The sequence below is a fragment of the uncultured Azohydromonas sp. genome (assembly GCF_937926365.1).
Taxonomy (GTDB): Bacteria; Pseudomonadota; Gammaproteobacteria; order Burkholderiales; family Burkholderiaceae_C; genus Azohydromonas.
In genome coordinates this window covers 26,987-51,839 of record NZ_CALAOH010000255.1, presented here as the reverse complement: position 1 = coordinate 51,839, position 24,853 = coordinate 26,987, and the positions used below count along the sequence as shown (strand labels likewise).

Genomic DNA, 24,853 nt, shown 5'->3' with positions numbered 1-24,853 from the left:
TCATGGACATGCCAAACGACGAAGACGTGCGGGTGCCGCCTCCGAGCCTGGCCGAGGTGGTGCGCGACAAGCTGCGCGACGCCGGCACGCCCGCCTTCCTGGCCGAATTCGACCCCGAGGAGGCGGCACTGGCCGGCGCCTTCGTGGAAGACGCGCTGACCCTCAGCGACGCCCTGGACAGCGCCACCGACCTGGCCGCGGAGGCCTGACCATGGATCGCGGCAAGCCTTTCCATGAGCGGGTGGCCGAGAAGCTCGTCGAGCTGCTCGAGGCCGGCACCGCGCCCTGGCAGAAGCCCTGGGAGCCCGGCCGGCCAAGAGCTGGCGTGCCGATGAACCCTGTCAGCGGCAAGCGCTACAAGGGCATCAATGCGGTCTTCCTGGCGGCCCAGGGCTACAGCGACCCGCGCTGGATGACGTACAACCAGGCGCAGGCCCAGGGCGCCCAGGTGCGCAAGGGCGAGCACGGCACCCCGGTCCAGTACTGGAAGTTCAGCGAGGAGCAGCCCAGGCTCGACGACAACGGGCGGCCGGTGATCGGTGCGGACGGCAAGCCCGAGACGGTGCAGGTGCAGCTGGAACGCCCGCGCGTCTTCCATGCCGTCGTGTTCAACGCCGAGCAGATCGAGGGCCTGCCCACGCTGCAGCACCGGCCGCCGGCCTGGGATGCGGCGCAGCGCGCGGAGAAGTTGCTGCACGCCAGTGGCGCCACGATCCGCCACGTGGAAGGCGACTGCGCCTTCTACCGGCCCTCCACCGACGCCATCCAGATGCCCGGGAAAGGACAGTTCCCGGACGCGGCCAGCTACTACGCCGTCGCGCTGCATGAGCTGGGCCACTGGACCGGGCACGAGAACCGGCTGGGCCGGGACCTCGCCAATCCGTTTGGCAGCGAAGGCTACGCGCGCGAGGAACTGCGCGCCGAGATCGCATCCATGCTGGTGGGCGACTCGCTGGGCATCGGCCATGACCCGGGCCGCCACGCGTCCTACGTCGCGTCCTGGATCAAGGTGCTCAAGGAAGACTCGCTGGAGATCTTCCGCGCGGCGGCCGACGCCGAGCGCATCCACACCTTCGTCATGGCGTTCGACCAGCACCAGGGCCAGAAGCAGGAGGCGAGTGTGGGCACCGTTGCCGAGGAAAACCAGCGCATCGACCAGGCCCTGGAGCAGGCCCAGCAGCCGCGCGTCTACTTGGCCGTGCCCTTCGCGCAGAAGGATCAGGCCAAGGCACTGGGGGCCCGCTGGGACCGCCAGGAGCAGTCCTGGTACGTGCCTCCCGGCGTGGAAACGGCGCCGCTGCTGGCACGCTGGCCCCGGCGCGAAGAGGCAGCACAGCAGCTCCAGGCAGCGCCAGCCGAACAGCCGGCCGCGCCCGCGCACGAGGAGCAGCGTACCTACCTCGCCGTGCCCTACATCGAGCGGCACCAAGCCAAGGCCGCGGGTGCGCGCTGGGACGGCGCGGCCAAGTCCTGGTACGCGGGCGAAGGCGCGGACAGGGACGCGCTGCGGAAATGGCTGCCCGAGAACCAGCGCCAGCAGCAGGACCCGGCGATGGCCGCGCGCGACGAGTTCGCCCAGGAGCTGCGCGGCATGGGCTTCATCCTGGAGGGCGAGCACCCGGTCATGGACGGTGCCACGCACCGGATCGCCACGGCCGGCGACAAGGGCAAGGAGAAGGCCGGCTTCTACGTCGGACACCTCGACGGCCACGTGCCGGCCGGCTACGCCAAGGACAACCGCACCGGCCAGGAACTACGCTGGAAGGCCAAGGGCTACCACCTCAGCGACGAGGACCGCGCCAGGCTCACCGCCGAGGCCGCGGCCAGGCGGGCCGAGCGCGAGGCCGAGCAGCAGCGCCAGCACGAGGCAGCGGCGCAGCGCGTGCAGCGCCAGCTGGCGGCTCTCCAGCCGCTGGACTCCAAGCACCCTACGCCCTACCTCCAGGCCAAGGGCATCCAGCCTTACCCCGGACTCCTCACGGACCAAGCCGGCAAGACCACCTTCGTGCCGGCCTATGACAAGACCGGCAAGCACTGGACGACGCAGTACATCGGCGAGGACGGCACGAAGCGGTTTGCGAAGGACAGCCACAAGGAAGGCTGCTTTCACGTGCTGGGGGGCATGAAGGAGCTGGACCGCGCGCCTGTCATCGTCGTGGGCGAGGGCTACGCCACCATGGCGACGCTAAAGGAGGCCATGGGCGCCCCGGTGGCCGGCGTGGTGGCCTTCGACTCCGGGAACGTGGGCGCGGTGGCGAAGGCGCTTCGCGAGCTCCACCCGACCAAGCCCATCCTGGTGGCCGGCGACGACGACCGGGCGGTGCAGCTCACGCAGGGCTTCAACCCGGGCCGCGAGAAGGCAGAGGCGGCGGCGCGCGACGTCGGTGGCAGGGCCTTCTTCCCCGTCTTCGCCCCGGGCGAGGCCGACTACCCGCGCGAGCTGGCGCCCATCACGCCGGCCGCCTGGCGGCTGCACGACGCGGCCGAGCGGCTGCTGGAGCAGGGCGGGCTTTCGGACAAGGACCGGGCTGCGGCCGGGCAGGACCTGCTCAAGCCCGAGCAGCTCGCGGCACTGGCGCGCATGAAGTCGCACACGGACTTCAACGACCTGGCGCAGCGCAGCCAGCTCGGGCGTGAGGGGCTGCTGCGGCAGGTGATGCCCGAGGCGCAGCAGGCGGTGGAGCTGCACAAGGCCCGGGTGCAGGAGCAGGTCCAGCAGCGTGGCCAGGACCAATCCCGAAGTACGGGTCACGGGATGCAGCAGCGCCAGCGCCACGGCATGCGGGCGGGATGACCGTGGGACCTCTGATCGCTCAAGGCTCGTCCGTACGCGAGGCTGCCGAGGAAGTCGGTATTTCGCCGTCGTCCCTGCCCCGTGCGAAGCCCACCCACGTCGCCAAGGCCCCCCTGCGGAACCCCACAAGGATCAGCGCTGCGTTCGCGCGGCGCTTGCAACCCAGGTGCCGGCTGAATTCCCGCAGTTGGCCCAGAGCTGAAGAAAGGACCGGGACAACTCAGAGAACCTGAGCCCGAAAAGAGAAAAGGCCCGGGATTCCCGCCCCAAGCCTCTCTCCGTGATGCGTGATCCCTCGCCGAGATCTACACACCGCCATAGCAGGCTTGAAGTGTAGGGGCAGCGAGGGAATCCGCAACGCGCGGGTGAACTCGTCCCTGCAGATTCATGTACCTACCTGCTACAGACCAGGCGGGCGCACGCGCGCCCTCGCCTTCTTGCCGCCGCTCACGTGACCTCCCTGATCCCATTCACGAAGCCCATCTGAGGCTTGGGGAACAGACTCACCGTGGCGAACTGCGCGGCCTGCCCGCTCGGGCTGAGGCCGCGCTGTACGAGTACTTGGCCAAGGCGGACCTCAGCGGCGTCGATGACTGCGGCCGGCGTCGCGTGTTCGACACGGCAGTCCGTGAGCTGCAGGACGCCACGGACTACTGCCGCCGCAGCATCACAGGCGCCAACGCCGACCTGGTGGCATGGGGCCTCATCGAGCGCCCGCCTCAGGAATTGCATGGCGCACGCGGTCCCGGCACGCCCATCGGGAAGACCTGGCTCACGCCCTACGCCGACGCCATGTTCTTCGGCCCGCGTGCGCAAAACGTTGCGCAGCCAGTAGCTAAAGAACCAAACCCTTCAGGGGGCGAAGGGGCTGCGCCCCAGGCCGCTGAAGAGGCTGCCGATACCGAAGCCCCGAGGCCGCCAGAGCCCGCTGAAGGCCGAGCCGTTCATGTGCGCGACGACCTGAAGCCGCTGCTGGAAGTGATGCAGCCGGACGACGTGCGCAAGGTGCTGGCCGTGGCACGCGCACACGATGTGTGGGTGCAGGACGTGATGGCGCACCGGATGCTGGCCATCCTGGCTGCACGGGAGCCCGTCGGGTACCTGATCCACCTGATCCACAGCGGTGAGGATTGGAGGCGACCCGTGGCACCTTCTGGCGGGCGCAAGAAGGCCACTGGCCAGGAGTCGATCAAGGGTCCCAACACGCTGGCCGGCGAGCGCGAAGACAGGGAGCGTGAACGTGAGGCAGTCCAGCACCGGGCACAGCGGTCCAAGCCGAGGATTGAGCACCTGCAAGCCTTTGCGGCGCTGAAGTCGGCGGCGAAGCTCCGTGGGCTGCAGGCCGCGAGCTGGATCAATGCCGATCACCGTCCATGCCACTCGGGGCTGATGTGATAGACCGTCTATCGCCCCTCTTCGATGAGTCGCACCACCAGGCGCAGTAATGCGAGGGTTGCCAAAAGCTAAGACTTATACGGACAAGTGGGACAAATGCGGTGCATTCTGGTCTGCGACGCAGAACATGGGCCACGAAGCGGGGATGGAGATGAAGTTGGCCCGCTGGCATTGGCGCGAGAGCAAAATGCCAAGTCGCTGCCCGGCAGTACGGATTCAAGTCAATGCAGGCGCTGTTTCATGGCTGAGCGCTGCGTCTTCACCTACCAGACGCGGCTGGTGCTTGCGCCTGAGCAAGCCCAAGCGCTCAACGCCTATGCCGAGCTGCATGGCCGGGCGCAGCGCTGTCTCCATGCCGCACTGCGTCGGCATCGCAGCCTCAACGAACTCAAGCGCGAGTTCCTGCCCCGGTTCGGCCTGACCGCGCGTCAGTTCAACGGGATTCGCGTCGAGCTCGACGGCAAGGTCGAGGCAATCCTGCAGCGCCGGCCGCAGCTCATCGAGGAGGCGAAGGTGCGCCTTGCCAAGGCGCACCGCCTCGTCAACAAGCTCGCCCAGAACAGTCCCGGCACCAACAAGCTGCATCAGAAAAAGCGCCGTCTCGCTGTCCTGGAGCAGCGCCTAGCGGCGTTGCAGCGCGACGAGGCCGATGGGCAAGTGCGGCTGTGCTTTGGCAGCCGCCGGCTCTTCCATGCCCAGTACAACCTGCAGGCCAATGGCCTGTCCGACCACGAGGAGTGGCTCGACCAGTGGCGCGAGGCGCTCAGCCGTCAGTTCTTCGTGCTGGGCAGCCAAGATGAGACCGCGGGCAACCAGACCTGCCAGGCCGCAGTGTGCGAGGACGGCAGTCTGCAACTGAAGCTGCGCCTGCCCGACGCGCTGATGCAGGAATGCGGCGCAAGGTTCCTGATGATTTACGGTGTGCGCTTTGCCCACGGCCACGGGCCCATAGTCTCGGCGCTGGGCATGAGCCGGGTCGTGTCAGCCACTACCCGGGCTGGCAAGCCCGCGTCCAGGCGCGTGGGCCGCGCCATCAGCTACCGCTTCCTGCGCGACGACAAGGGCTGGCGCGTGTTTGCCAGTGTCGAGGTCGACGCTGCGGCCGTGACCACCTCGCCGGCGCTAGGCTGCACCGGCATCGACATCAACGCCGACCACCTCGCCGTGGCTGAGGTGGACCGGTTCGGCAACCTGGTGGACGTGCGGCGCATTGAGCTGCCCACGCGGGGCAAGTCCAGCGACCAAGTCAAGGCCCTCATCGGCGATGCGGCCGTGCAGGTCGCGGCGCTGGCCCAGGCGCGCGGCAAGCCGCTGGCTTTGGAGAAGCTGGACTTCCGCAAGAAGAAGGCCGAGCTCGAAGCGGTGGATCCGGCGCGCTCCAGGCTGCTGTCCTCGTTCGTCTTCTCCAGGATGACGAGCGCCCTCAAGGCAGCAAGTCTGCGCGCCGGCGTGGAAGTCATCGAAGTCAACCCAGCGTTTACCTCCATCATCGGCGCGGTGAACCACGCACAGCGCCGGGGCATCTCGGTACACCAGGGCGCGGCCTGTGCCGTCGCCCGTCGAGGATTGGGGCTGCGCGAGGCCCCGGCCGTGCGTGAGGCCATCGTGCCGCTGCGCAATGGCGGCCACGTCACCTTCGCCGTACCCGCGAGGAATCGCGCGAAGCATGTGTGGCAGCAATGGTCGGGGATTCGCACCTGCCTTAAAGCGGCGCACGCAGCGCATTGGCGGTCGGGCAGTTCCACCGACCCGCCCGCACCCTTGTCTCCGGCAACGCAGGCATCGAGTGCACACCGCCTCTCCACGGCGCAGTCCCGTGGCGCGAACCGCTCCCAACACTGTTCGGGGAGCGTCATGGACGACATTCCGTTCTAGCGGAATAGATGTCCATGTTTTTAGGAGCGGTGCTAGACCGTCTAGCGCCCTGAACTTGCGGATTGAGGAAGCGGCCTCAGCGTGCGCTGGCACGCCCCGCTAGACGGTCTATCACCACGCCGTCCGGGCCGCAGGCAGCACGTCAGCAACAAGGCTTTCTGGCTCGACAGGCCGCCCGGCGGCATCCCAGTCAAAGGCTGCTGTGCGTGTCCACGCCGCGGCTTGCGCGGCAGGCCAGCCAGCAACAAAAAGGGCAGGGCGCTGAGCACTCTGCCCTTCGACGGTCAAACGGCGAGCACCGGGCCGCGTCAGTCCAACAACGCCTTCAATGCCGATTCGAGCGCCTTCCATTTTTCCGGCGGCATGACACCCGGAGCGATCTTCAGGACCGTGTGGCCGGTGTCGTCCACGGCAATGGTGGCCCGCCGCCCCGCGCCCAGGTTGAACTTGCGCTCAGGAAGCGGCGCCGCCGGGGCCGGGCTTTCGCGCCTCAGGCACGCAGTGAGCTGACGGAACACCTCCGGCGCGGGCAGGCGGTCTGCAGCCGCCTGCTTCGCCGCGGCGAGCACGGCCTGTTCATGCTGCGCAACCGCCTCCTTGAGCTCCGTGGCCCAGCGGAACTGGATGTCGTTGGGGGAGGGGAACGCCTCCAGCACGGCGGACGGCAGCTGCGCGATCTGCGTCGCCTTCACGACATCGCTGATCGCGCGGCCAATGCCTTCGGCTAGCTTTCTCATCGAGGGAAAGAGCCCCTCATCCAGCGCGCGCCGGTACATGGCCCCCTGCTCGTAGGCCGACAGGCCCTGGCGGTTGCGGTTCTCACGCTCCATGTGCGTGAAGAGCTCGGTGTCCGACAGAGGCTGCACGACGGCCAGGACAGGCAGGCCGAGCTCCAGGCAGGCACGATGGCGCCGGTGGCCGAAGACGATCTCGTACTGCGGTTCACCGTCCTTGGCATCCGGCCGGGGCCGTACCTTGATCGGCTGGACATTGCCCCCCGCATCCTGGATCTCGGCCCTCAGCGCCTCGAACTCCGCGGTGGTGTACGAGTCCGCGTGCCGGTTGGCCCAGCGGGACGGGGTGATCAACGCCGGGTCCATCGGCTGGGCGCCGCGCTCCTTCTCCAGCTGCGAGACCTGCTGCGTGAGCCGGTCGATCTCGGCCTTCGTCCTGTGCCCGTCCTGGAAGAACCCGGAGATCTTGCCGATGCCCGTCGGCGCTGCTGGCCGCGCGGGAGCAGCCGCCGGGACCGCGGGTGCCGCCGGCGCCGCGCTGGCCGGCTCCAGGTTGTCGAACGTGATGGCGGCAGCCCTCTTGGCAGGGTTAGTCATGGCGGGCCTCTCGTGCGGCTTGCTTGCGCCAGTACTTCTGCATCTCGTCCTCGATCATCTCCGTCACCCGCTCGTAGGCGGCGGTCGCCCGCTTCACGGTACGAGGATCGCCGGCGGAGGCGTCGAACACCGTGCCGAACGCCGCGGAAGCGGCACTGGCGGCAACGGTGGTCGGCACCTCCACGGGCAGGAGACGCTCGGCGTATGCGGCAGACATCCACTTCAGGACACCGGTCGCCGACTGGTCCGTGGACTGGACCTTGGTCGGCAACACGCTGATGAACGAGAACGTCTTCTCGGCGCCGCGCTGGGAGACCATCTGGTCCGTGACGTCCTTGAACATGCGCCAGAACTGCGCCGAGCTGGCGAAGTCCAGGGCATTGGGCGGCAGCGGCATCACGATCCCGTTGGCAGCCATCAGGGCATTGATCGTCACGTAGCCGAGCGAGGGCGGCGTGTCGATCACGATGACGTCGTACTCGCCGCGCACGTCCTGCAGGCCCTCGTCCAGCACCCGCCACACCTCGAAGTCCGCGCTCTCGGCCTGGCGCGATGCGAGCGCGAACTCGGCCGCGAACAGCACGGGCGCCGCCGCCACCAGGTCGATCCCGTCCCAGTAGGTCTGCCTGATGGACGGCCGGATGGAGGCCTCGCTGCCGGAGAGCAGCGGCAGGATCGTGTCCGCCTCGTGCACCTCGGTGTCGGGCAGGATGCCGAAGAGCGTGGTGAGCGAGCCCTGCGGATCGCAGTCGATGACCAGCACCCGGTGGCCACGCAGCGACAGGCCCTGCGCCAGGGTGAGCGCCGTCGTGGTCTTCGTCACGCCGCCCTTGAAGTTGCCGATGGCGATGGTCGCGGCTGCGGCGCCCTCGGGCCTGAGCTCGTCGCCGCGCGCCGCACGCACCCACTGGCGGGCCTCGGCCAGCGTGAACTCGCGTTTCGCGCCGCTCGGGCTGAGCTTGCCCATCGGCAGTTCGCCCTGCTTGATCCAGTAGTCGTACTTGGCCTTGTCCAGCCCGGCCAGCGTCTGGATCTGGCCGGCGTTGAAGGCAGGCGCCTGCTTGCGGACCTCGGGCGCCAGCATCTGGGCGCGCACCTGCGACACGACCGCATGCACGCGGTCCGCCTGCATGCCTACATCGGCCATCGTGATGTCGTCGTCGACGAACTTCAAAAGTGCCTCCGGTTACGCTTGTTTTCAGACGCAGGATCGTAGCATTGGCGCCCGTTTCTGCCTCTGACGTTACGCCTTGCTTCTGATGTTTTGACCTGCTTGTCGTGCCGCCGCGACACGGACCGCCTGCGCGCGCGGGCGCAGGCAACGCCTCACGCTCACCGGGACGGCTTCTTCCTCTCGACCCAGTCCAGCACCGCGCGCAGATCGGCGGCTTCCTTGCGGCCCTGCTGTTCCAACTCGGTCTGCAGCCAGTGCAGGCGCTGCAACGCGGTTCTCGTGGGCGCCTTGGGTGGTCGGGCTTCCCGCTCCACTGCCAGTGCCTGGGCCTGTTCCTTGGCTGCTTCCATGGCTGCCTGGATTTCGACCGCCGTGCGCCGGCTGCGCCGCCGGTTCGTGGTCACGCCAGTGCGCTTCATGGCCCGCGTCAGCGTGCTGACGGCGATGCCTGCAGCCGTGGCGGCCTCCTGGACGGATCGGCCGCTGGCCACCAGCACCAGCGCGCGGGCCGTGGCTTCGGTGGGTTGGCGGGGCATCGAGTCCTCCATGCAGCCGGCGTTTGGGAAGGCAGCGCGCTGCAGTGGCGCTGGTGGCCAGCGCCAGCCGCAGGCCTTCCCGGGGACCGCCCGCCTGCCTGTCAACGTTCCGCCGCATGGGCTTTCCCGCCACACAGACGGGAAAGACGCCGGGCGGGCCGAGCGGTGAAACGACGCGCGTTTCAGCCGTTGGCCTGCGGCGCCTCGGGATGACGCGCTCGCCAAGCGCGCAACGCCTGCCGGTATCGCTCCATTTCGAGGTCGTACAGCTCGAAGATGCACGGCTCGCAGCCATTGCCGCAACAGGCGTCGAGATCCGGCTGCGCAGGCGGCTGAGGCATGGGATCGGCGTCGGGCGCAGTGGTCGGCGTCATGACGATGCGGGCCAAGGGCGCGCCAGCGGGCGACCCGGGGCGGCGACGTTCGGCTCGACGTCAGCCAAGCCACGAGCGGCCTCGATCCCGGTCGGGCTCGGCATGGAACCCAGGCGCTCCAGCGCGTTGCGCAACGCCGCGGCCAGCGTGTCGCCGCGCGCCTTTTCTTCGTCGAGCTGGCGCTGCAGCCGCGCATGCTGTTCCTGGAGCTCCCGCAGTTCCACAGCCAGGTTGCCAGGCTGCGCGTTGACGTCCAGCGCCGCGATGGCGTTGCCCAGCGCTGCGGCACGGCTGCGGTAATCGGCGGCCAATGTGGGCGCAAGGCGCAGGCTCGCCGCGCACGACGCGGCTTGTTCCCGGGCACTCGTGGCCGCGGCAATCAGCGTGTCGCGCTGCTCGTCGAACAGCATGACGGTGGTGACGTTCATCTGGTCCTCGTGCCTTGCGGGTAGGGCTCTGGACTTGGGCTGTGCCCGGCCGCGCCCAGGACACATGGCTGATCCTGGTGGAGCAGCACCGGCCATGCCAGCGCCAGGGGCGCTGCGGTACGCATCTTGGCGTCGAAAGACTCTACTGAAGGTAGATGTTTTCTCGCCAGTATGGATACAGTGCGTGGCATGGACGAGAACGACGAAAAGCAGTTGCGCCGCGAATTGGGCAAGCGCTTGCGCGAGGCGCGCCAAGGCGCAGCGGGGGGCCATCGGTACACGCAAGGTGACGTGGCGACCGCGCTGGGAAAGAAGGTCGCCGCAATTTCTGCCTGGGAAACGGGACGCACGCTGCCTGATGCCCTGGCCGTGCGCTGGATGGGCCAGCACTACGGCGTGTCAGCGGACGTGCTGCTGGCCTTGAAGCCCGCGCTGCCTGGTGAAGGGCCTGCGCCCGCGCCAGCACCCCCTGTGGCCGGCGAGCCGTCCAAGGCGACGGAAGCTGCCTCGCACTCGCAGCGCGTCGCGATCGCCAAGGTCAATGCCAGGGAGGTCCCAGGCATCGACACCATCGAGCTGCCACTGCAGGACTTCATTCGGGTGCTGGACCGGGCGCTGGGCAGTGGCCTGAGCGGTGAGCGCGAGAAGCACGCTTTCATCGAGGGCGTGCTGGCGGCCTACCAGGTCAAAAGCCAGTCTTAACGCTGATCAATTCTTCGTGGAAGTTTGTCCCGACGAATTCAATTGAAATCATTAGTTCTCTTGATATTGATCCTGACAGTTTAATACACGCACTGAAGGTGCATATATACACTTAAAATAGGATATTTAAGACCACTGAGAGTATAATTATCTCCATGCACCAGGGCAGGTGCTACAGGAGATAGAGATGAGTGGTTTCGATTCTTCTCCCAACACCTTCAGCTTCCATTCGGCATTCGCCGGCATTCCGGTAGTCATCGAATACGAGGTTGAAGTCAACGAGGACCACCGGGGCCGTGACGTTGAAATCATCCCGACCGTGTGCGTCATTGGCGAAACCGGAGTCGATCTCTGCGAGGACGCCGGTTATTTCCACCCGGACCAACTGAAGACGTGGCTGACGCAAGCCGAGGCCGACTACAACAGCCTGCTTGCCGACGACAGCGAGCCCAACGACTTCGCCGATCCCTGGGCGGCCTCCGCTGCCGAGGATCGCTGGATCGCCCAGCGCGATCAAGTTCACTACGCCCGCGCGGGGGTCTGACGTGGAAGGGCTCTGCCTCCAGCGGAGCTCATGGCCCCCGGTGCGGGGCCATGCGGCGGCCACCAGCCAGCAGCTGGCTTCCCATGGCGTCGGTTTTGAACCCGGCCCGTACTACCTGGGAGCCAGCGGGCGAACCCTGCATCACGACAATCTGCCGAGCCCTGGCGGCATGGTGGCCGTGGTGCCGGTCCTGGCCAACGCGCATCTGCTCAAGGCGGCCCCGGACCTGTTCGCCGTGGCCCAAGCCCTGGCTGCCCTGCCTGCCGCATCCGACGCCGAAGCCCTGGCGGCGCGGATCGCGGTGCTGGTGGAGGCCGCACAGGTGGCTATGGCGCGTGCCTCGGGAGCGATGGCATGAGCAGCGCCACCCACCAATCCGCCATCCACTGGCTCGCCGCGCACCGGCCTGTGGACCCTGGCGGACGGCAGCGGGTCGATGCCCTGATTCGTGAGCACGAGGCCGCCTGCGTGGCCGAGGAAGGCGAGGACCCGACCTGCCCGCCGTGCCAGTTCGGGCACCGCTGCCAGCACGGGGCAGGGTGCCCGACGCGCGACAACGAGGCACGCCATGCGTGAGCCCTGCGCAATCCGGCGTTGCTGCCGCAACGGCCACCGCAGCCGCACCGCCTGGGAAGTGGCCGGCTTCCTCGCGGGGCTGCTGCTGGCGCTGCTGTCCGCTCCCTTCTTCTGGATCTGAGCCCTTCGGGCCCCGGTCGGCGGCCCCTCTCGCTGGCCTTCCTTCCCTTGGAGTCATGCCATGTCGCAACTCGGTCCCGTCATCGGCAACCGCCTCGCCGGCGCCCACAAGGCCGCCCCCGCGCCCCACTTGCGCCAGCGGCTGGCGCTGGAGTCCCGCCGCAGCACGCCGCTGGGTACTGTCGCCACCGGCGCGCACGGACGGCTGTCCTTCGTGCCGAACTACCTGCTGCACGGCCGGGAGCGGATCGAGGCCGATCCCCGCCCCATGCCGTGCTCCGCGTTCCGGCCGGGGCAGCGCGTGCGGGTCGATGCCACCGCCGACGACTTGCTGGAGCAGGACCTGAATCGCTTCGAGCCCGAGGAGGCCGCGGCCCTGGCCGGCCGCGAGGGGGTCGTGGTCGAGCACTCGGGGTGCGCCTCGCTCGGGCTGGTGCTGGTGATGCTGGACGGCGTGCCCTGGGCCTTCATGCCGGCGTACCTCGCGCCGGTGTGCCCCGCCGAGGGCGACGATGAGCTGGCGGCCATGGCAGGGGAGGGCGCCGCCACCGCCTTCGACCCCTACACCGAGCCGCTGGCGCTGGGCGATACGGTGCAAGGCATGGACGGGCGCATCGGGCGCGTGACGCTCATGCAGCCGCAGCGCCTGGGCGTGGTGTTCGAGCGCGGCAGCGCTTGGTGCGGCGACATGAACTCGCGCGCCTCGTTCCGGCTGCTGGCCAAGGCCGGTGCCTGGAGCTGCCCCGACGGCTGCCCGTCCTGAGCGGGAGGGCGAAGGCGATGCTCAGCGAAGCACAGAAGGCCCTGCGCCGTACCGGCGTAGGCGCCTCGGAATGCGCCGCGGCCCTGGGCCTGAGCCCGTACCAGACCCGGTTCGAGCTCTACCAGGTCAAGCGCGGCGAGGCCCCAGAACCTGAAGACAACCTGGCGATGCGCTTTGGCCTGGCGGCCGAGCCCTTCATCCTCTCCGAGTTCCAGCGCGCGCACCCGGATGACCTGCTGGTGGTGGCGCCCGACACCATGCGGCGCGGGCGCCTCTTCGCGCACTTGGACGCCTGGGTTCCCGGCCGCTTCACCGTGCAGGCCAAGACCGCACGCACGCGCAACGGCTGGGGCGAGTCCGGCTCGTCCGACATTCCACAGCACTACCTCCTGCAGGTCCAGCAGGAGCTGCTGCTGTCGGGCGAGGCGGTGTCCTTCGTGCCGGTGCTGTTCGGCGGTGCGGACTACGACGAGTTTGTGGTCGAGGCCGACCGCGAGCTGCAGGAGTTGATCGAGGACGGCATCGCGGACTTCTGGGCCCTGGTGGAGCGCGGCGAGCCGCCCGAGCCCGTCACGCTGGACGACATGCTGGAGCGCTTCGGACGTGCCAGCCGCGCCGAGCAGGTGATGGCGGACGCCGAGGTGCTGCGCGCGGCCCGCGAGCTGCACGCCATCAAGGCGCAGCGCGAGCAACTGGACGCCACCGAGGCCGCCCTGAAGGCGCGGCTCATGGGCGCCCTGGGCGAGGCCGACACGCTGGTGGACGCCACCGGCCAGACGCTGGCCACCTGGAAGGCCACCAAGCCGGCGCGGCGCTTCGACGCCGCCGCCTTCGAGGCCGCGCACCCGGCGCTTTACCGGGAGTTCCTGCGCACCGGCGAGCCCGGCCGGCAGTTCCGGCTCAAGGACTGAAAGGTGAGCCTTTTTGGGATGGCCGGCACCGCTTCAAACGCCAGCCTTTTTCACCCGTAGCGCGCTTCCGTGAGCGCACCTTGCAACCGCATCCTCTGCCAGGAGTACGCCATGAGCGAGATTGAAGTCGTGCAGAACCCGTTCGATACCGCGCCGGGCAACGCGCGCAGCGGTACTGATGGCGCAGGCGCCCGGGCCATGCAGGCCCGCGAGAGCGCCGAGGTCATGGCGCTGGCGATGATGGCCAAGCGCTTTCCTCGCGATGTGATCCGCGCCACGGACCGCATCCGCAATGCCTTCACTCGGCAGACCCTGGCTGAGAAGGCGCAGTACCAGTACAGCCGCGGCGGCACCGACGTGGTGGGGCCGAGCATCCGCGCGGCCGAAGCCTGCGCGCAGCAATGGGGCGCGCTCAGCAGTGGTTGGCGCGAGATCAGCCGCTACGTCGGGCCGGACGGCGTGGGCGTGTCCGAGATCGAGGCGTTCTGCCTGGACCATGAAACCAACAACCGCGAAGTCATCCAGTTCTTCGTGCGCCACTGGCGCGACACGAAGCACGGCGGCTACCGGCTCAAGGACGAGCGCGACATCTACGAGCTTTGCGCCAACCAGGCCGCGCGGCGCAAGCGGGCCTGCATCCTGGCGCAGATCCCCGGCGACGTGATCGAAATGGCGATGGAGCAGGCCAGCGCCACGCTGCGCGCCAAGGCCGACACGTCCCCTGAAGGGCTCAAGCGGCTGCTGGACACCTTCGCCGGCGAGTTCGGCGTGACCAAGGAGCAGATCGAGCGCCGCATCCAGCGCCGCATCGAGTCGATCCAGCCGGCTCAAGTTGTCGGGCTGAAACGCATCTACGTCAGCCTGCGCGACGAGATGAGCACGGTGGCCGACTGGTTCGAGCCGGTGGAAGTGGCGCTGGCAGCCAACGACGCGCAAGGCGAGGGCGGTGCTGGCGCTGCTGGTCAGGCGCCAACTGCCGCCGACAAGGCCAAGGCGATGCTTCGCGAGCGCGCGAGGCCGCCGGCGCCTCCAGCGGCTGCTGCACCCGCCCGGCCGATGGCGCCGCCGCCGCAGGCCCGCCGCGGCTTCGATGCCGACGCGTTTGCCGAGCAGATGCAGCGTGCGGCCGACAAGGGCGATGCCGACACGCTCGACGCCCTGGGCGAGCAGCTGCGCGACGTGCCGGGCGAGGACCTGCGCGCCACGCTCGGCGACATGCACGCGCGGCTGCGCGCGGGCTTGGACCAGCCGCGCCAGGCTGAAGCGCAGCGTCCGCCACCGGGCACGGACCCCGTGCCGCCGGCCCGGCGCCGCGCGGTGCCGTGAAGCAGTGGCGCGCTCGGGCGCATCCTGTGCGGCTGGTGAGGCTGGTGCTGCCCTCTCATCCCGGTCTCGCGCGTGGCGCGGGAGTCGCCCTGGCGTCGGGGCATCATTGGAGTCATGTACATGACTGAAGACATGCCCAAGGGCTGGGTCAAGCCAGTGGCCAAGCCCACGCCCGAGACCCTCAAGGCCCGCATCGCCGAGCTGCGCGCCGAGCTGGCCGAGGCCGAAGGCCAGCTACGCGAGATGGAAGAGGGCGCCAGGTTGGAGGCGCTGGTGAAGGTGCGCAACCTCATGCGGGCCTTCGAGCTGACGCCGGCGGACCTGGGGCTGGAGCCAACACCGAAGCGGCGCGGCAGGCCACGCAAGAGCACTGGATAACAGGAGCAGCTGCGCCTACCTGCCATCCAGGTAAATGCCGGGTATGCGCCACCTCGGCGTGGCAGGCCGGCCGGGAGCTGCCCGCCGCCTGGACGCGACGCGCATGCGATAGCACCCCTGTCGTCCTGCTCTCGAGCGGCACACCAGCAATGACAAAAGCCCTGGCTCGCCAGGGGCCCGAAGCCAGGTGGAGGCACAGGATGCTCCTATTGCCCTGGTCATGCTGCACTGCACAATCGGTTTGTCCTGGGATCCGAGGAGGAAACCATGCAAACCGTGCGTGCCATCGCGCTCATCGAGCAGGCAGTGCAGCTTGCCGATGAGCAGTTTCCTGGCGATCCGTTGGCAGAAGTCTGCCGCCTCGCATCCCGAGAGGAGCGCCAGGCCGTGCTCTGCATCGTGCGCTCGCGCCCGGCGCTCTTTGATCGGCCCCCGACCCCGCAGAACGTGATGGCGGCCCTGCGCGAGATGGTGCGAAGCAAGCCTGCGCAGGCGGTCCTGCAACGCTGCCCGGTGGTGTGGGCAACCTGATACCGGCTGACCTGGGACGAGCCCTGCAGCGCAGGCGCCGCTGCAGGTCACGCAAGACGGCTGCCGCCTGAGTCTCGTGAGGCGCTCAGCCTTGCCGAGCACGCTCGCGCAGCATGAACAGGTAAAGGCTCTCGACCTTCTCCCGTGCCCAGGGCGTTTTGCGCAGGAACTTCAGGCTCGACGAGACGCTGGGCTGGCTGCTGAAACAACGCACTGTCACGCGATGGGCAAGGCCGGCCCAGCCGTAGTGGGCGGCCAGTGCCGTGACGATCATCTCCAGCGTGACACCGTGCAGTGGGTTGCGCGGCTGGGCTGGCAGGGGTGCGGCGTTATTCATCCTGCATTGTCACAGTGGCGCCCTGGCATCGAGCCTCAGCGCGCGGGCTCGGGGAAGCAATCGGCGACCACGTCTCGCAAGCACGCCTGCAACTTCATCGTCATGGCTTCGCACGGCAGGCACGGCGTGGCCGCGCTGCTGTGGGGCAGCGAAACCCCGAAGGTGCTCGGGCATTGCGCCGTCCCGGTGCTGGTGGTGCACTGAAGCTCGGGCCTGGCCTTGACTCCCGGGCCCAGTTTTCAGGACAGCATGTCGTCGTCCATGTCGTCGAAGCCGGGGCCGGCGGCCGGGCGGCGCGGTGCCGGGCGCGTTGGCCGCGCTGGCGCGGCCTGCGCCGCGTCGTCCTCGGTACGCTGTGCGGATCCCGTGTCCACCCCGGAGCCTTCGAGCGCCTGCGCCAGCGCCTTCTCCACCGCCTCGATGCGCGCCTGGCAGACCTTGTAGGCCTGCACCGACTCGGTGACGATGGCCAGCAGGTCGTCGATGTTGGGCTCGTCCTGCTCGCGCAGCGTCTGTGCGTGGCGCTGCAGGATCTCGTAGTTTTCGCGGAAAGTCTCGCCGCTCATCTTTCCTCCTTCTTCAGCGTCCGGGCGGCCACGGTGCCGTCCCGGAACTCGATCTCGATGGCCTCCCCGGCGGCCAAGCCGGCCGCACCGGTGACGACGGCGCCGCCCGTGCGGCGCACGATGGCGAAACCGCGCCCCAGCGTCTTGTGCGGTCCCTGGCCGGTGATCTCGCGCACCAACGCCTGGGACCGCTGTGCGCCATCGGCCAGCGCCCGGCGCGCACCGACAGCGACCTCGTCCATGGCCCGACCGGCGTTGTCGCGGGCTCGGGTGGCCTGCACTGCGGCGCGCTCCAGCACGCCTTGCAGGCTGGCTTGCGTGCCGGCGCGAGCGGTGTGCAGCGCGTGTCGCCCCTGGGCCAGCACGTCCACGAGCTGAAGCTGCGCCGCCTGGCGTGCGGCGCCCATGTGGGCAGCGGCCTGGTGCCGCACCTCGCCCAGCAGCGAGCGTGACTGCTCCGATCCCAGCCGGATGGATTGCACGGCCTGCAGGCGCACGTGCGCAACGGCCTGCGCCGTCTCCTGGCGCGCCTGCTGCAGCTGGTGGCGCGCCGTGTGGACCACGAACTCGAAATGCTCCCGGGCGCGCCGGGCCCGCTGGGCGATCAGCTGCTCGATGCCGGCGATCACCTTGGACGGCGTGTCGAAGCGCCGGTGCGCCACTTCGTCGAGCACGGTGCTGTCGCGCTCGTGGCCTATCCCGGTGAGCACCGGCACCTCAAGATCGCAGACGCAGCGCGCCAGCGCGTAGTCGTTGAGCCAGGCCAGGTCGTTGACCGCGCCGCCGCCGCGGATGATCACGACCGCGTCCGGCAAGGCGTCCAGCTCCCAGTTCTCGAGCGCGTGCAGCAGCGCGCTTCGGATCAGTGCCGGGGCTCCTTCACCCTGGAAGCGGCTGTGGGCGTAGACGAAGCGGCAGACACCGAAGCGCTGCAGCCGCTGCGCCTCGGCGTGGAAGTCGCCCAGGCCGGCCGCGCCTTCTGGGGCGACCACCAGCACCGCGTTGAAGTCCCACGGCGCGGGCAACCGCCGGTTGGCGTCGAAGACGCCCTCGCGCTGCAGCCGCTCGCGGATCTCGCGCTTGCGCGCCTCCAGGTCGCCCAGCGTGTACTCCGGGTCGATGGCGTCGATCTCCAGGCTCAGCCCGTAGACCGCGTGCACCACGGGCTTCGCGCGCACGAGCAGCTTGATGCCGGCGGCCAGCACCACCCCGGTGGCGCGCTCGAAGGCCGGCAGGATCGCGGCCGCCGTTGACGCCCAGATCATGGCGCGGGCCTGCGCCACGCCAGCCCCCTGCGCGTCACGCTCGGCGAGCTCCAGGTAGACGTGGCCGCCGCGCGTGTCGGCGCGGCTGACCTCGACCCGCGTCCAGACGCCGCTGCGATAGGCCTGCGCCACGGCGCTGGCCACACCCTTCAGCAGCTGCGACAGCGCGATGCCCTTGGGCACTGCCAGCTCGGTGCTTGCAGTACCGATAGCTGGCACCGCAGGCACCGCTGTCTGTGGCGAGCGTGCCGGCAACCAGGCCTCGAACGGCGCAAGGTCAAGGCCCACGGGAACGTACCAGCGGCGCACGTCCGGATCCCAGCGCGCGCCCAGCGCCTTGACCCGGTCCTTGTCCTTGAAGGCGGTGTCGAGGTAGGTCAGCGTGGCCGGGGTGGTGTTCATGCGGAGCGCAGGTTAGCAGTCACCGCATCCCAGCCCGTGGACCTATGCCGGCCTCAATGGAGTCGGCGGCACGCGCGCAAAAGGCGCCAGCTGAGGCTCCTGCTCCGATGCCGGCGCCGTGGTGCAGGAAGATGGCGCTTGTCACAGGCGAAGGGGGAGGGGACCTTGGACTGGTTCGAGCGCATCACGGGTTTCGGGGAAGAGGAATACGCCAGCACCCAGGCGAGGCTGCGAGTTGAGGGCAACGCCCTGGTGAACGAGGTCACCGGGCGGCGGTGGGCCATGGGGCGGCTGGAGGTCGTCTCGCTGGCCGAGTTGCGTGCGCGTGCGGCCGTGCAGCCCGACGGGCCGGCACTTGTGCCCGGGGTGGTGCGCGGCGACATCCGCGACCTGCACCTGGCCTTCGAGCAGCAGGGAGCGCTCATCCAGGTCGCCTCGCAGTTCAACCTGCTGGAGATGGTGGGGCCGGGCGTCAGCCCCGAGGACGGCGTGACCGGCTACGCCTGGGACCATACCCAGGGACCGGCCTGTGCGATGGCCGCCGGCGCCGCGACCATCTACCGCAACTACCTGGTCCCGCTGGCCGGCAGTCGTGGTCAGAGGGCGAGGCGCCAGATCAACACGCTGGCCGACCTGGGCACGGCTCTTGGCCATGACCGGCAGCCCGTGTGGACCTGGCGCAATGGCTATGCCCTGTGCTCCGACGAAGGCTTGGCGCGGGTGTCGCGGCAGCTGGCGTCGGCCTGCGCGGCGGAGATCGACCATCTGCGCGGGCTGCTACGCATCGGGCTGCACTGGGATGTCGAGGTCACGGATGCGCGGCAGGGGCCTGGGCCGCTGGTCAGCCAGGCGTACTGCTCGGCGATGCCCGTGGCCTATGGCCGGCCGCCAGCGCATGCATGGGAGCCGCTGGCGCGGCTGGTGCTGGAGGCCGCCTACGAGGCCACGCTGCTGGCCGGCGTGCTCAACGCGCGCCGCGGTGCCTCGCGTCGCGTGCTGCTCACGCGGCTGGGCGGCGGCGCATTTGGCAACGAGGCGGCCTGGATCACTTCGGCCATCGAGCGCGCGCTGGCCTGCGTGGCCGGGCAGAACCTGGAAGTACTGGCGGTCAGCCGCTGAACGGGGCCGCCAGCGGCGGCCTTTTCTCGTTTTCGTCAGGCGGGTCTTCGGTTCTTGGACTGTCACGGCGCTGGGTGGTCCGCCTGCCTGTGCCGGCAGCAGGCACCTATGGCGCGGTGACTGGGCGCACCAGGCAAAGGATGTCGTCCCAGCACGACGGCTTGAGCAAGAAGGCATCGAAGCCGCCGTGCACGGCAGCGGCGATATCTTGCTGACGCCCTTTGCCAGCCAGGGCCACCAGCAAGGGACGCGTGACCGCATTGCCCTGGCGCAGCAGGGCTGCGAGCTGCATCCCGTTGAGGGCCTTGCCCGCGACCGAAGGCTCGATGATGACCACCGTGGGGTGCAGTCTCGATGCCAGCTCGCAACCCTGGTCGGCGCTGTAGCAGGCATGTGCCTCGATGTCGTTCACCTGCAGCAGCTCGACGAGCGTGTCCGCGGCGTCCAGGTAGTCATCGACCACCAAGACACAGTCCTTCCCGGTTCTCATGGTCTTCTCCTTCCATGCAGCGGGCCTTCAGGAGCTGCAGGGAACGCCATGCCGGCAACCAGCTCAGGGCGTACAAGCAGGTCAAGGCCACGCTGCAGCAAGCCAGTGGACCTTTGGGGACGTCCTGACGCATCAGGGGCTTCCAGCCCAGGCCCCGGGGTCAGGGTCTGTGGCCTGGCAATGCCAGGACAAGGAGCCGGCCAGGACCTTCACGGCGGGGTACCGAGCGGCGTCGCACGCAAGCGAGGAAGCCCCGCCGCTGTGCAGCAGCCCATGTCCTTGCTCCGGGCGTGTGCGCCAACGGACAACGCGGGACTGAAATAAACTTCCGAATGATCGGAGGTTTTATGGCTACCCAACTCGCCCTCGTGCCGACGGCCGAAGCTGCGTTCATCGCCGGCTTGTCCGACCGTCAGATGAACCGTGTGGTGGACGAGCACTTGGTGCCCGACGTGCTCGTGGGCCAGCTAGACGGCACGCGACTGTTCACGCGGCTGAGCGCGGCGTTCGCACGGTTCTACTTCGACACCGAGGACCTCCTCATCGCCGGCGCCCGCCGCCAGGTGCTCGAGGAGCTCACCAGCCGCGTGACGCGATCGCCGGACAGGGAGGCCGTGCTGGCGCTGGCGCAGGTGCCTGCGGAGCTGAGCTGGAAGGTCGAGCGCTGCGCGGTGGAGATCGACGTCGCCCCGTACGTCTCGACCGCGCTGGTGCGGGCCCGGGAGGTCGATCAGGCCGAGGCGCTGGTCACCACCGACGCGCAGGTCCTGGGCGGCGCGCCCGTCTTCGCGGGCACGCGCGTGCCCATCGACAGCGTGCTGGCGTCGCTGAACGCCGGTGTCGAGCTGCCGCGCCTGCAGGAGTCGTTTGCGTTCCTGACCCAGGCCCATGTCGGGGCCGCGCGCGTCTACGCCCAAGTGCACCCGCGCCGCGGACGGCCGCCCCGCCTGGGCGAGCTCAACCCGCAGGCTGTGCGCCGCAGCGCCCGCGTGGTCAGGGCGGCTCGTCCATGACGCTGCGCCTGTTGATCGACGAGTGCCTCTCGCCGGAGCTGGTGCAGCTGGCCGTGGCCGCCGGCCATGTGCAGTCCACCTGCGTGCGAGACCGCGGCTGGTCGGGCGTGAAGGACTGGAAGCTCGTGGTCCTGGCCGTCGAGGGCGACTACACGCTGGTCACCCACAACGCGGTGGACTTTCGCGGCGGCGGCCCGGGCCGCCTCGGTGGCCAGCACGCGAAGCAGCCCATCCACGCTGGGTTGGTCTGTCTGAACTCGGTGTTCGTGATGGACCTGGAGCGACAGCGCGATCTGTTCACCTTGGCGCTGGAGGAACTGGCCCACCATGGCGATCTGGTGAACCAGGCGCTCGAAGTATTCGAGTTGGAAGACGGCTCGGTCGAGATCGTCCTGTACGACATTCCCGAGCCGGATTGATGGGGGCTATCGCACCAGCCGGGCGGCTCTGCCGGAGGCTTTCCTGCGCAAGCGCGCGGTGGCCGTGACAAGCACGGTGGCCTGACCAGCGGGCAATGGGCGAAGGCACGACGTTTCAATACGGCTGCGCGCGCGCTCAACCGCGGCTTGCGGCGTTATGTAAAAACCAGGGCGCCAGCGGTGCTGTGCAGCGGACAAGGCCGAAGCGCCATGCGGGCGGTGTCAGCCGTGGCAGGCGCGCCGCATGAACGACGTCAGAGCGCATGAACAGGCGAAGACGTCCGGCTTGTGATGCCAGACTGCTCGCACGTCTCCAGCGCTGCCCAGCAGTCCAGCCCCACACCATGAAGAACATCCAGCACGGCGACTCGCCCACCGCGCCGCAGCACGACGGGCCCCTGGCCGACGCTGCGCCATCTGCAGAGGACTTCAACGCCGTATTTGCGGCCATGCCGGGGGTCTGGCTGCTGCTGGCTGCCGACGCTCCACGCTTCACGATGCTGGCGGCCAGCGACGAGCGCCTGGCCGCGACCCTGACGACGCGCGAAGCTACCCTGGGGCGGCCGCTGTTCGAGGTGTTCCCCGATGCCAATCCCGACAACCCTGATCCTTGCGGCGTGGGGAATCTGCGCACGTCGCTGGAGACGGTGCTGCGCACCCGGGCGCCACACCGCATGGCCACCCAGCGCTACGACCTGCGCCGCTCGGATGGCACGTGGGAGGAGCGCTACTGGGCACCGCTCAACGTGCCGGTGCCGGGTGCCGACGGTGAAGTGCGCTTCCTGCTCCACCATGTCCAGGACGTCACGCACGAGTTGATCGGGCACCAGGCACTCACAAAGGCTGAGCAGCGCGCAGCGCGACTGCTGGAGCAGATGACGGACGGGCACTTCGTGCTGGACCGGGAGTTTCGCTTCGTCTCGATGAACCAGGCCGCCGAGCGCCTGGTCAGCAAGTCACGGCGGGAGATGCTCGGGCGCACCCACTGGGACGTGTTCCCGGCTTCCGTGGACGTGGACGCGGGCCACGCGTACCAACGGGTGGTAGCCGAAGGCGTGGAGCAGCACCTGCAGCAGCACTACGTCGGAGAAGGCTACGACCTGCACCTCGAAATCGATGCCTATCCGACCGAGGAGGGCGGCGTCGCCATCTTCGCGCGTGACGTCACCGAGCGGGTGCGCGCGGCCGATGCGCGGCGCAAGGGCCAGGCGCAGCGCTTCGTTGTCCAGCTGGAAGACGCCCTGCGCCCGCATGGCGAGGCCAGCGCCATCCAGGCTGAAGTGGCGCGGCTGCTCGGCGCGCACCTGGGCGCCAGCCACGTCGTGTACAGCGAGGTGCCGGACGCCACGGTCCAGGACTTTGGCTCGTACGTGGCCGGGCAGCTCGCCGCAAGGCAAACAGTCGTGGTCGCCGATGTGCAGGAAGCGGCGCAGCGCCAAGGCATGGATCACCCTATCGAGGTGGGAGCGGGCATCCGTGCCTGCCTGATCGTGCCGATCGTAAAGGAGGGGCGCCTTGTGGCCTGCCTGGCGGTCAGCCAGGGCGTGCCGCGGCACTGGACCGCCGACGAGATCGCACTGGTCGAAGACGTGGCCGAGCGCACTTGGGCTGCCGTGCAGCGCGCACGTGCCGAAGAGGCGCTGCGCCTGAGCGAGGAGCGCTATCGCACGCTGTTCGAGCGCATGAACGAAGGCTTCTGCACGGTCGAAGTCCTCTTTGACACTGCGGGCCGCCCGGTGGACTACCGTTTCGAGTCCGTGAATCCGGCTTTCAGCCAGCAGACGGGCCTAAGCGGCGTCGCGGGGCGACGCATGCGCGAGCTCGCGCCGCAGCACGAGGAGCACTGGTTCGAGACCTACGGACACGTCGCGCTCACAGGCGAACCCGTCCACTTCGAGGCCGCGGCCCAAGCGCTGCAGCGGCACTTCGAGGTGCACGCGTTCCGGGCTGGCCAGCCCGAAGAGCGCCGGGTAGCCATCCTTTTCAGGGACATCACGCAACGCAAGCAGGCAGAAAGTGCGCTGCAGGCCCTCAACGCCGCGCTGGAGCAGCGCGTGCTGGAACGCACCGCCGAACTGGTCACGGCACGCGATGCCGCCCAAGCCGCCAACCAGGCCAAGAGTGCGTTTCTTGCCACGATGAGCCACGAGCTGCGCACGCCGCTCAATGCCGTCATCGGGTTGAGCCATCTGCTGCAGCAGATGGCGCTGCCGCCACGGGCACAAGGCTTTGTCGGCCACGTCGCCCAGGCCGGCGAGCAACTGCTGGCCCTGGTGAACGACGTGCTCGACCTCTCGCGCATCGAAGCCGGCGAGATGCGGCTGGAGCGTGTCGCCTTCGATCTGGCGTCCGTGCTCGACGCCGTGCGTGCCATCGTGGAGCCGCAGGCCCTGGCCAAGGGGCTGACGCTGGAGTTCGATGCCGCACCGGACTTGGCAAGGAAGGTCAGCGGTGATCCGCTGCGCCTGAAGCAGGTGCTGCTGAACCTGCTGGGCAACGCCGTCAAGTTCACGCTGGCCGGCAGCATCAAGTTGCACGTCCAACAACAGGCTCGTGAAGTCGGACGGGTCGTGCTTCGATTCGACGTGACCGACACCGGCATCGGCATCGCGCAGCAGGCGCAGGCACGGATCTTCGACGCTTTCACGCAGGCCGACTCCTCCACCACGCGGCGCTTCGGCGGCACGGGGCTGGGCCTGTCCATCGTGCAGCGCCTGGTGGACATGATGGACGGGACGCTGTCCGTGCAGAGCCAGCCGGGACAGGGCAGTACCTTCAGCGTGGAGCTGCCGTTTCAAGTCGGTTGAGCACTCAGCGGCGCCATCAATGCATGCTGTTGCCCGGACCCGTCCAGCGGCTCTTGCGGTAGATGGTGTTGCGGCTGATGCCCAGCCGCTTGGACGCGTTGGAAATGTTGCCGCCTGCGGCCTGGAGCGCAGCGCGGATCAGCTCGACCCGTGCTCCTGCATCGTGCGGCCAGGCAAAGCCGCATCACCAGCGCCCACCGGGCAGGTGCCTGTTGCCCAAGTCCTGTCCGAAGCAACTGCTTCAGCCGCATTCGCTGCGTCAACCGCCGCCGGCGGCGCCTGCTCGGCCTGCTGGCCGCAGATGTCGATCAGCGCGACGTGCGCGCGCAGTTGAAGGTTGGACGGTTGGCCGCTGACTTGGCAACATTTTTTATTATTGTAGATTATGCTCTATTATCTGGGTCAATACAGGTTGTACTACCTTCTTTGTCAGGGCATCCACGTTGGCCCCGGCAGTGGGTGAAGTGAATGGCGGCGACGAGTCGTAATCCCTTCTCATCAGGGCAAGCGTCCGGGTAAGCAGCAGGACAAGGTCACGATCAAGTTCCCGTCGTAATCCCTTCTTCATCAGGGCAAGCGTCCGGGCCGTGGGCTTCAGAATACCCTTACAAAACAACGGCTTGGCTTGGCCTTTGGCAGCCGATCGCTGCCAAGCCACACCGCAGTCCCAATTCTTC

Annotated in this window: 28 protein-coding genes and 1 pseudogene; 19 read left to right on the top strand and 10 right to left on the bottom strand. The window is 68.7% G+C overall.

Going from position 1 to position 24,853, the window contains the following annotated elements; all coding sequences use genetic code 11:
* The first annotated feature begins 2 nt into the window (after positions 1 to 2).
* The 4 genes from Q0741_RS28345 (at position 3) to Q0741_RS28330 (ending at position 6,064) form a co-directional block, all read left to right on the top strand.
* Positions 3 to 209, top strand: coding sequence for a hypothetical protein (locus tag Q0741_RS28345; protein WP_029002173.1), 207 nt, complete (start codon positions 3 to 5; stop codon positions 207 to 209).
* 2 nt (positions 210 to 211) lie between these two features.
* Positions 212 to 2,794: a zincin-like metallopeptidase domain-containing protein gene (locus tag Q0741_RS28340; RefSeq protein WP_298236539.1), complete on the top strand. Its 2,583-nt coding sequence runs from the start codon at positions 212 to 214 to the stop codon at positions 2,792 to 2,794.
* A gap of 561 nt (positions 2,795 to 3,355) precedes the next feature.
* Entirely contained in the window at positions 3,356 to 4,189 is an 834-nt protein-coding gene (locus Q0741_RS28335; RefSeq protein ID WP_298236538.1) for a hypothetical protein, read from the top strand.
* A 240-nt stretch (positions 4,190 to 4,429) separates the two neighbouring features.
* Positions 4,430 to 6,064, top strand: a complete 1,635-nt coding sequence (locus Q0741_RS28330; RefSeq protein ID WP_298236537.1) for a transposase — start codon at positions 4,430 to 4,432, stop codon at positions 6,062 to 6,064.
* A gap of 308 nt (positions 6,065 to 6,372) precedes the next feature.
* Here the strand turns inward: Q0741_RS28330 and Q0741_RS28325 are convergent, their stop codons facing one another.
* From Q0741_RS28325 to Q0741_RS28305, 5 genes are all read right to left on the bottom strand, one after another.
* Positions 6,373 to 7,395, bottom strand: coding sequence for a ParB/RepB/Spo0J family partition protein (locus Q0741_RS28325; protein WP_298236536.1), 1,023 nt, complete (start codon positions 7,393 to 7,395; stop codon positions 6,373 to 6,375).
* On the bottom strand, positions 7,388 to 8,569 hold the full coding sequence (locus Q0741_RS28320) for a ParA family protein (RefSeq protein WP_298236535.1): 1,182 nt from the start codon (positions 8,567 to 8,569) through the stop codon (positions 7,388 to 7,390). The genes Q0741_RS28325 and Q0741_RS28320 overlap by 8 nt, the downstream gene beginning before the upstream one ends.
* Positions 8,570 to 8,727: 158 nt before the next feature.
* A complete protein-coding gene (locus Q0741_RS28315; protein ID WP_298236534.1) occupies positions 8,728 to 9,105 on the bottom strand; it encodes a hypothetical protein in 378 nt (125 codons plus the stop codon).
* 182 nt (positions 9,106 to 9,287) lie between these two features.
* Positions 9,288 to 9,479, bottom strand: a complete 192-nt coding sequence (locus Q0741_RS28310; protein WP_169161979.1) for an oxidoreductase-like domain-containing protein — start codon at positions 9,477 to 9,479, stop codon at positions 9,288 to 9,290.
* Positions 9,476 to 9,907, bottom strand: a complete 432-nt coding sequence (locus Q0741_RS28305) for a hypothetical protein (protein ID WP_298236533.1) — start codon at positions 9,905 to 9,907, stop codon at positions 9,476 to 9,478. Before Q0741_RS28305 ends, Q0741_RS28310 begins: the two co-directional genes overlap by 4 nt.
* Before the next feature lie 189 nt (positions 9,908 to 10,096).
* Here Q0741_RS28305 and Q0741_RS28300 point away from each other — a divergent pair, with 189 nt between their 5' ends.
* From Q0741_RS28300 to Q0741_RS28255, 10 genes are all read left to right on the top strand, one after another.
* Positions 10,097 to 10,609 carry a helix-turn-helix transcriptional regulator gene (locus Q0741_RS28300; RefSeq protein ID WP_298236532.1) on the top strand — a complete coding sequence of 171 codons (513 nt, stop codon included), beginning with the start codon at positions 10,097 to 10,099 and terminating at the stop codon, positions 10,607 to 10,609.
* A 187-nt stretch (positions 10,610 to 10,796) separates the two neighbouring features.
* Positions 10,797 to 11,153, top strand: a complete 357-nt coding sequence (locus tag Q0741_RS28295; protein WP_298236531.1) for a hypothetical protein — start codon at positions 10,797 to 10,799, stop codon at positions 11,151 to 11,153.
* A gap of 40 nt (positions 11,154 to 11,193) precedes the next feature.
* On the top strand, positions 11,194 to 11,511 hold the full coding sequence (locus Q0741_RS28290) for a hypothetical protein (protein WP_298236530.1): 318 nt from the start codon (positions 11,194 to 11,196) through the stop codon (positions 11,509 to 11,511).
* Positions 11,508 to 11,729, top strand: a complete 222-nt coding sequence (locus Q0741_RS28285; protein ID WP_298236529.1) for a hypothetical protein — start codon at positions 11,508 to 11,510, stop codon at positions 11,727 to 11,729. Before Q0741_RS28290 ends, Q0741_RS28285 begins: the two co-directional genes overlap by 4 nt.
* Positions 11,722 to 11,850, top strand: coding sequence for a hypothetical protein (locus Q0741_RS28280; RefSeq protein WP_298236528.1), 129 nt, complete (start codon positions 11,722 to 11,724; stop codon positions 11,848 to 11,850). The genes Q0741_RS28285 and Q0741_RS28280 overlap by 8 nt, the downstream gene beginning before the upstream one ends.
* A gap of 60 nt (positions 11,851 to 11,910) precedes the next feature.
* Positions 11,911 to 12,612: a hypothetical protein gene (locus tag Q0741_RS28275; protein WP_298236527.1), complete on the top strand. Its 702-nt coding sequence runs from the start codon at positions 11,911 to 11,913 to the stop codon at positions 12,610 to 12,612.
* A 17-nt stretch (positions 12,613 to 12,629) separates the two neighbouring features.
* Positions 12,630 to 13,523, top strand: a complete 894-nt coding sequence (locus Q0741_RS28270; protein WP_298236526.1) for a YqaJ viral recombinase family protein — start codon at positions 12,630 to 12,632, stop codon at positions 13,521 to 13,523.
* Between the two features lie 111 nt (positions 13,524 to 13,634).
* Positions 13,635 to 14,849: a hypothetical protein gene (locus Q0741_RS28265; RefSeq protein ID WP_298236525.1), complete on the top strand. Its 1,215-nt coding sequence runs from the start codon at positions 13,635 to 13,637 to the stop codon at positions 14,847 to 14,849.
* Between the two features lie 120 nt (positions 14,850 to 14,969).
* Positions 14,970 to 15,227, top strand: coding sequence for a hypothetical protein (locus Q0741_RS28260; RefSeq protein WP_298236524.1), 258 nt, complete (start codon positions 14,970 to 14,972; stop codon positions 15,225 to 15,227).
* 267 nt (positions 15,228 to 15,494) lie between these two features.
* Positions 15,495 to 15,758 (top strand): hypothetical protein, encoded by a 264-nt coding sequence (locus Q0741_RS28255; protein WP_298236523.1) that lies wholly within the window; start codon positions 15,495 to 15,497, stop codon positions 15,756 to 15,758.
* Positions 15,759 to 15,843: 85 nt separating this feature from the next.
* Here the strand turns inward: Q0741_RS28255 and Q0741_RS28250 are convergent, their stop codons facing one another.
* Complete coding sequence (locus tag Q0741_RS28250) at positions 15,844 to 16,095, bottom strand: VF530 family protein (RefSeq protein ID WP_298236522.1); 252 nt, start codon at positions 16,093 to 16,095, stop codon at positions 15,844 to 15,846.
* A gap of 72 nt (positions 16,096 to 16,167) precedes the next feature.
* Here Q0741_RS28250 and Q0741_RS28245 point away from each other — a divergent pair.
* Positions 16,168 to 16,299 (top strand): annotated as a pseudogene (locus Q0741_RS28245) (universal stress protein); the annotation flags it as partial.
* A 35-nt stretch (positions 16,300 to 16,334) separates the two neighbouring features.
* On the opposite strand, the gene xseB reads toward Q0741_RS28245, so the two are convergent.
* Positions 16,335 to 16,661, bottom strand: coding sequence for an exodeoxyribonuclease VII small subunit (gene xseB, locus Q0741_RS28240; protein WP_298236521.1), 327 nt, complete (start codon positions 16,659 to 16,661; stop codon positions 16,335 to 16,337).
* Positions 16,658 to 18,328 carry an exodeoxyribonuclease VII large subunit gene (gene xseA / locus Q0741_RS28235; protein ID WP_298236520.1) on the bottom strand — a complete coding sequence of 557 codons (1,671 nt, stop codon included), beginning with the start codon at positions 18,326 to 18,328 and terminating at the stop codon, positions 16,658 to 16,660. The genes xseB and xseA overlap by 4 nt, the downstream gene beginning before the upstream one ends.
* A 165-nt stretch (positions 18,329 to 18,493) precedes the next feature.
* Between xseA and Q0741_RS28230 the strand changes: the two genes are divergently transcribed.
* Complete coding sequence (locus Q0741_RS28230) at positions 18,494 to 19,447, top strand: hypothetical protein (RefSeq protein WP_298236519.1); 954 nt, start codon at positions 18,494 to 18,496, stop codon at positions 19,445 to 19,447.
* A 106-nt stretch (positions 19,448 to 19,553) separates the two neighbouring features.
* Here Q0741_RS28230 and Q0741_RS28225 read toward each other — a convergent pair whose 3' ends face one another.
* On the bottom strand, positions 19,554 to 19,937 hold the full coding sequence (locus tag Q0741_RS28225; RefSeq protein WP_298236518.1) for a response regulator: 384 nt from the start codon (positions 19,935 to 19,937) through the stop codon (positions 19,554 to 19,556).
* Positions 19,938 to 20,284: 347 nt separating this feature from the next.
* Here Q0741_RS28225 and Q0741_RS28220 point away from each other — a divergent pair, with 347 nt between their 5' ends.
* The 3 genes from Q0741_RS28220 to Q0741_RS28210 all read left to right on the top strand — a co-directional run bounded on the left by Q0741_RS28220 (position 20,285) and on the right by Q0741_RS28210 (position 24,176).
* A complete protein-coding gene (locus tag Q0741_RS28220) occupies positions 20,285 to 20,950 on the top strand; it encodes a DUF433 domain-containing protein (RefSeq protein ID WP_298236517.1) in 666 nt (221 codons plus the stop codon).
* A complete protein-coding gene (locus Q0741_RS28215) occupies positions 20,947 to 21,369 on the top strand; it encodes a DUF5615 family PIN-like protein (protein WP_298236516.1) in 423 nt (140 codons plus the stop codon). Before Q0741_RS28220 ends, Q0741_RS28215 begins: the two co-directional genes overlap by 4 nt.
* A gap of 344 nt (positions 21,370 to 21,713) precedes the next feature.
* Positions 21,714 to 24,176 (top strand): ATP-binding protein, encoded by a 2,463-nt coding sequence (locus Q0741_RS28210; RefSeq protein WP_298236515.1) that lies wholly within the window; start codon positions 21,714 to 21,716, stop codon positions 24,174 to 24,176.
* 16 nt (positions 24,177 to 24,192) lie between these two features.
* Here the strand turns inward: Q0741_RS28210 and Q0741_RS28205 are convergent, their stop codons facing one another.
* Positions 24,193 to 24,315: a helix-turn-helix domain-containing protein gene (locus Q0741_RS28205; protein WP_367184199.1), complete on the bottom strand. Its 123-nt coding sequence runs from the start codon at positions 24,313 to 24,315 to the stop codon at positions 24,193 to 24,195.
* Positions 24,316 to 24,853 lie beyond the last annotated feature (538 nt).

Bases quoted from the DNA above. Each gene is read 5' to 3' on its own strand.
- Q0741_RS28345 (WP_029002173.1), top strand. From the start codon at position 3: ATGGACATGCCAAACGACGAAGACGTGCGGGTGCCGCCTCCGAGCCTG.
- Q0741_RS28340 (WP_298236539.1), top strand. From the start codon at position 212: ATGGATCGCGGCAAGCCTTTCCATGAGCGGGTGGCCGAGAAGCTCGTC.
- Q0741_RS28330 (WP_298236537.1), top strand. From the start codon at position 4,430: ATGGCTGAGCGCTGCGTCTTCACCTACCAGACGCGGCTGGTGCTTGCG.
- Q0741_RS28325 (WP_298236536.1), bottom strand. From the start codon at position 7,395: ATGACTAACCCTGCCAAGAGGGCTGCCGCCATCACGTTCGACAACCTG.
- Q0741_RS28315 (WP_298236534.1), bottom strand. From the start codon at position 9,105: ATGCCCCGCCAACCCACCGAAGCCACGGCCCGCGCGCTGGTGCTGGTG.
- Q0741_RS28310 (WP_169161979.1), bottom strand. From the start codon at position 9,479: ATGACGCCGACCACTGCGCCCGACGCCGATCCCATGCCTCAGCCGCCT.
- Q0741_RS28305 (WP_298236533.1), bottom strand. From the start codon at position 9,907: ATGAACGTCACCACCGTCATGCTGTTCGACGAGCAGCGCGACACGCTG.
- Q0741_RS28300 (WP_298236532.1), top strand. From the start codon at position 10,097: ATGGACGAGAACGACGAAAAGCAGTTGCGCCGCGAATTGGGCAAGCGC.
- Q0741_RS28295 (WP_298236531.1), top strand. From the start codon at position 10,797: ATGAGTGGTTTCGATTCTTCTCCCAACACCTTCAGCTTCCATTCGGCA.
- Q0741_RS28285 (WP_298236529.1), top strand. From the start codon at position 11,508: ATGAGCAGCGCCACCCACCAATCCGCCATCCACTGGCTCGCCGCGCAC.
- Q0741_RS28280 (WP_298236528.1), top strand. From the start codon at position 11,722: ATGCGTGAGCCCTGCGCAATCCGGCGTTGCTGCCGCAACGGCCACCGC.
- Q0741_RS28275 (WP_298236527.1), top strand. From the start codon at position 11,911: ATGTCGCAACTCGGTCCCGTCATCGGCAACCGCCTCGCCGGCGCCCAC.
- Q0741_RS28270 (WP_298236526.1), top strand. From the start codon at position 12,630: ATGCTCAGCGAAGCACAGAAGGCCCTGCGCCGTACCGGCGTAGGCGCC.
- Q0741_RS28265 (WP_298236525.1), top strand. From the start codon at position 13,635: ATGAGCGAGATTGAAGTCGTGCAGAACCCGTTCGATACCGCGCCGGGC.
- Q0741_RS28260 (WP_298236524.1), top strand. From the start codon at position 14,970: ATGACTGAAGACATGCCCAAGGGCTGGGTCAAGCCAGTGGCCAAGCCC.
- Q0741_RS28255 (WP_298236523.1), top strand. From the start codon at position 15,495: ATGCAAACCGTGCGTGCCATCGCGCTCATCGAGCAGGCAGTGCAGCTT.
- Q0741_RS28250 (WP_298236522.1), bottom strand. From the start codon at position 16,095: ATGAATAACGCCGCACCCCTGCCAGCCCAGCCGCGCAACCCACTGCAC.
- xseB (WP_298236521.1), bottom strand. From the start codon at position 16,661: ATGAGCGGCGAGACTTTCCGCGAAAACTACGAGATCCTGCAGCGCCAC.
- xseA (WP_298236520.1), bottom strand. From the start codon at position 18,328: ATGAACACCACCCCGGCCACGCTGACCTACCTCGACACCGCCTTCAAG.
- Q0741_RS28225 (WP_298236518.1), bottom strand. From the start codon at position 19,937: ATGAGAACCGGGAAGGACTGTGTCTTGGTGGTCGATGACTACCTGGAC.
- Q0741_RS28220 (WP_298236517.1), top strand. From the start codon at position 20,285: ATGGCTACCCAACTCGCCCTCGTGCCGACGGCCGAAGCTGCGTTCATC.
- Q0741_RS28215 (WP_298236516.1), top strand. From the start codon at position 20,947: ATGACGCTGCGCCTGTTGATCGACGAGTGCCTCTCGCCGGAGCTGGTG.
- Q0741_RS28210 (WP_298236515.1), top strand. From the start codon at position 21,714: ATGAAGAACATCCAGCACGGCGACTCGCCCACCGCGCCGCAGCACGAC.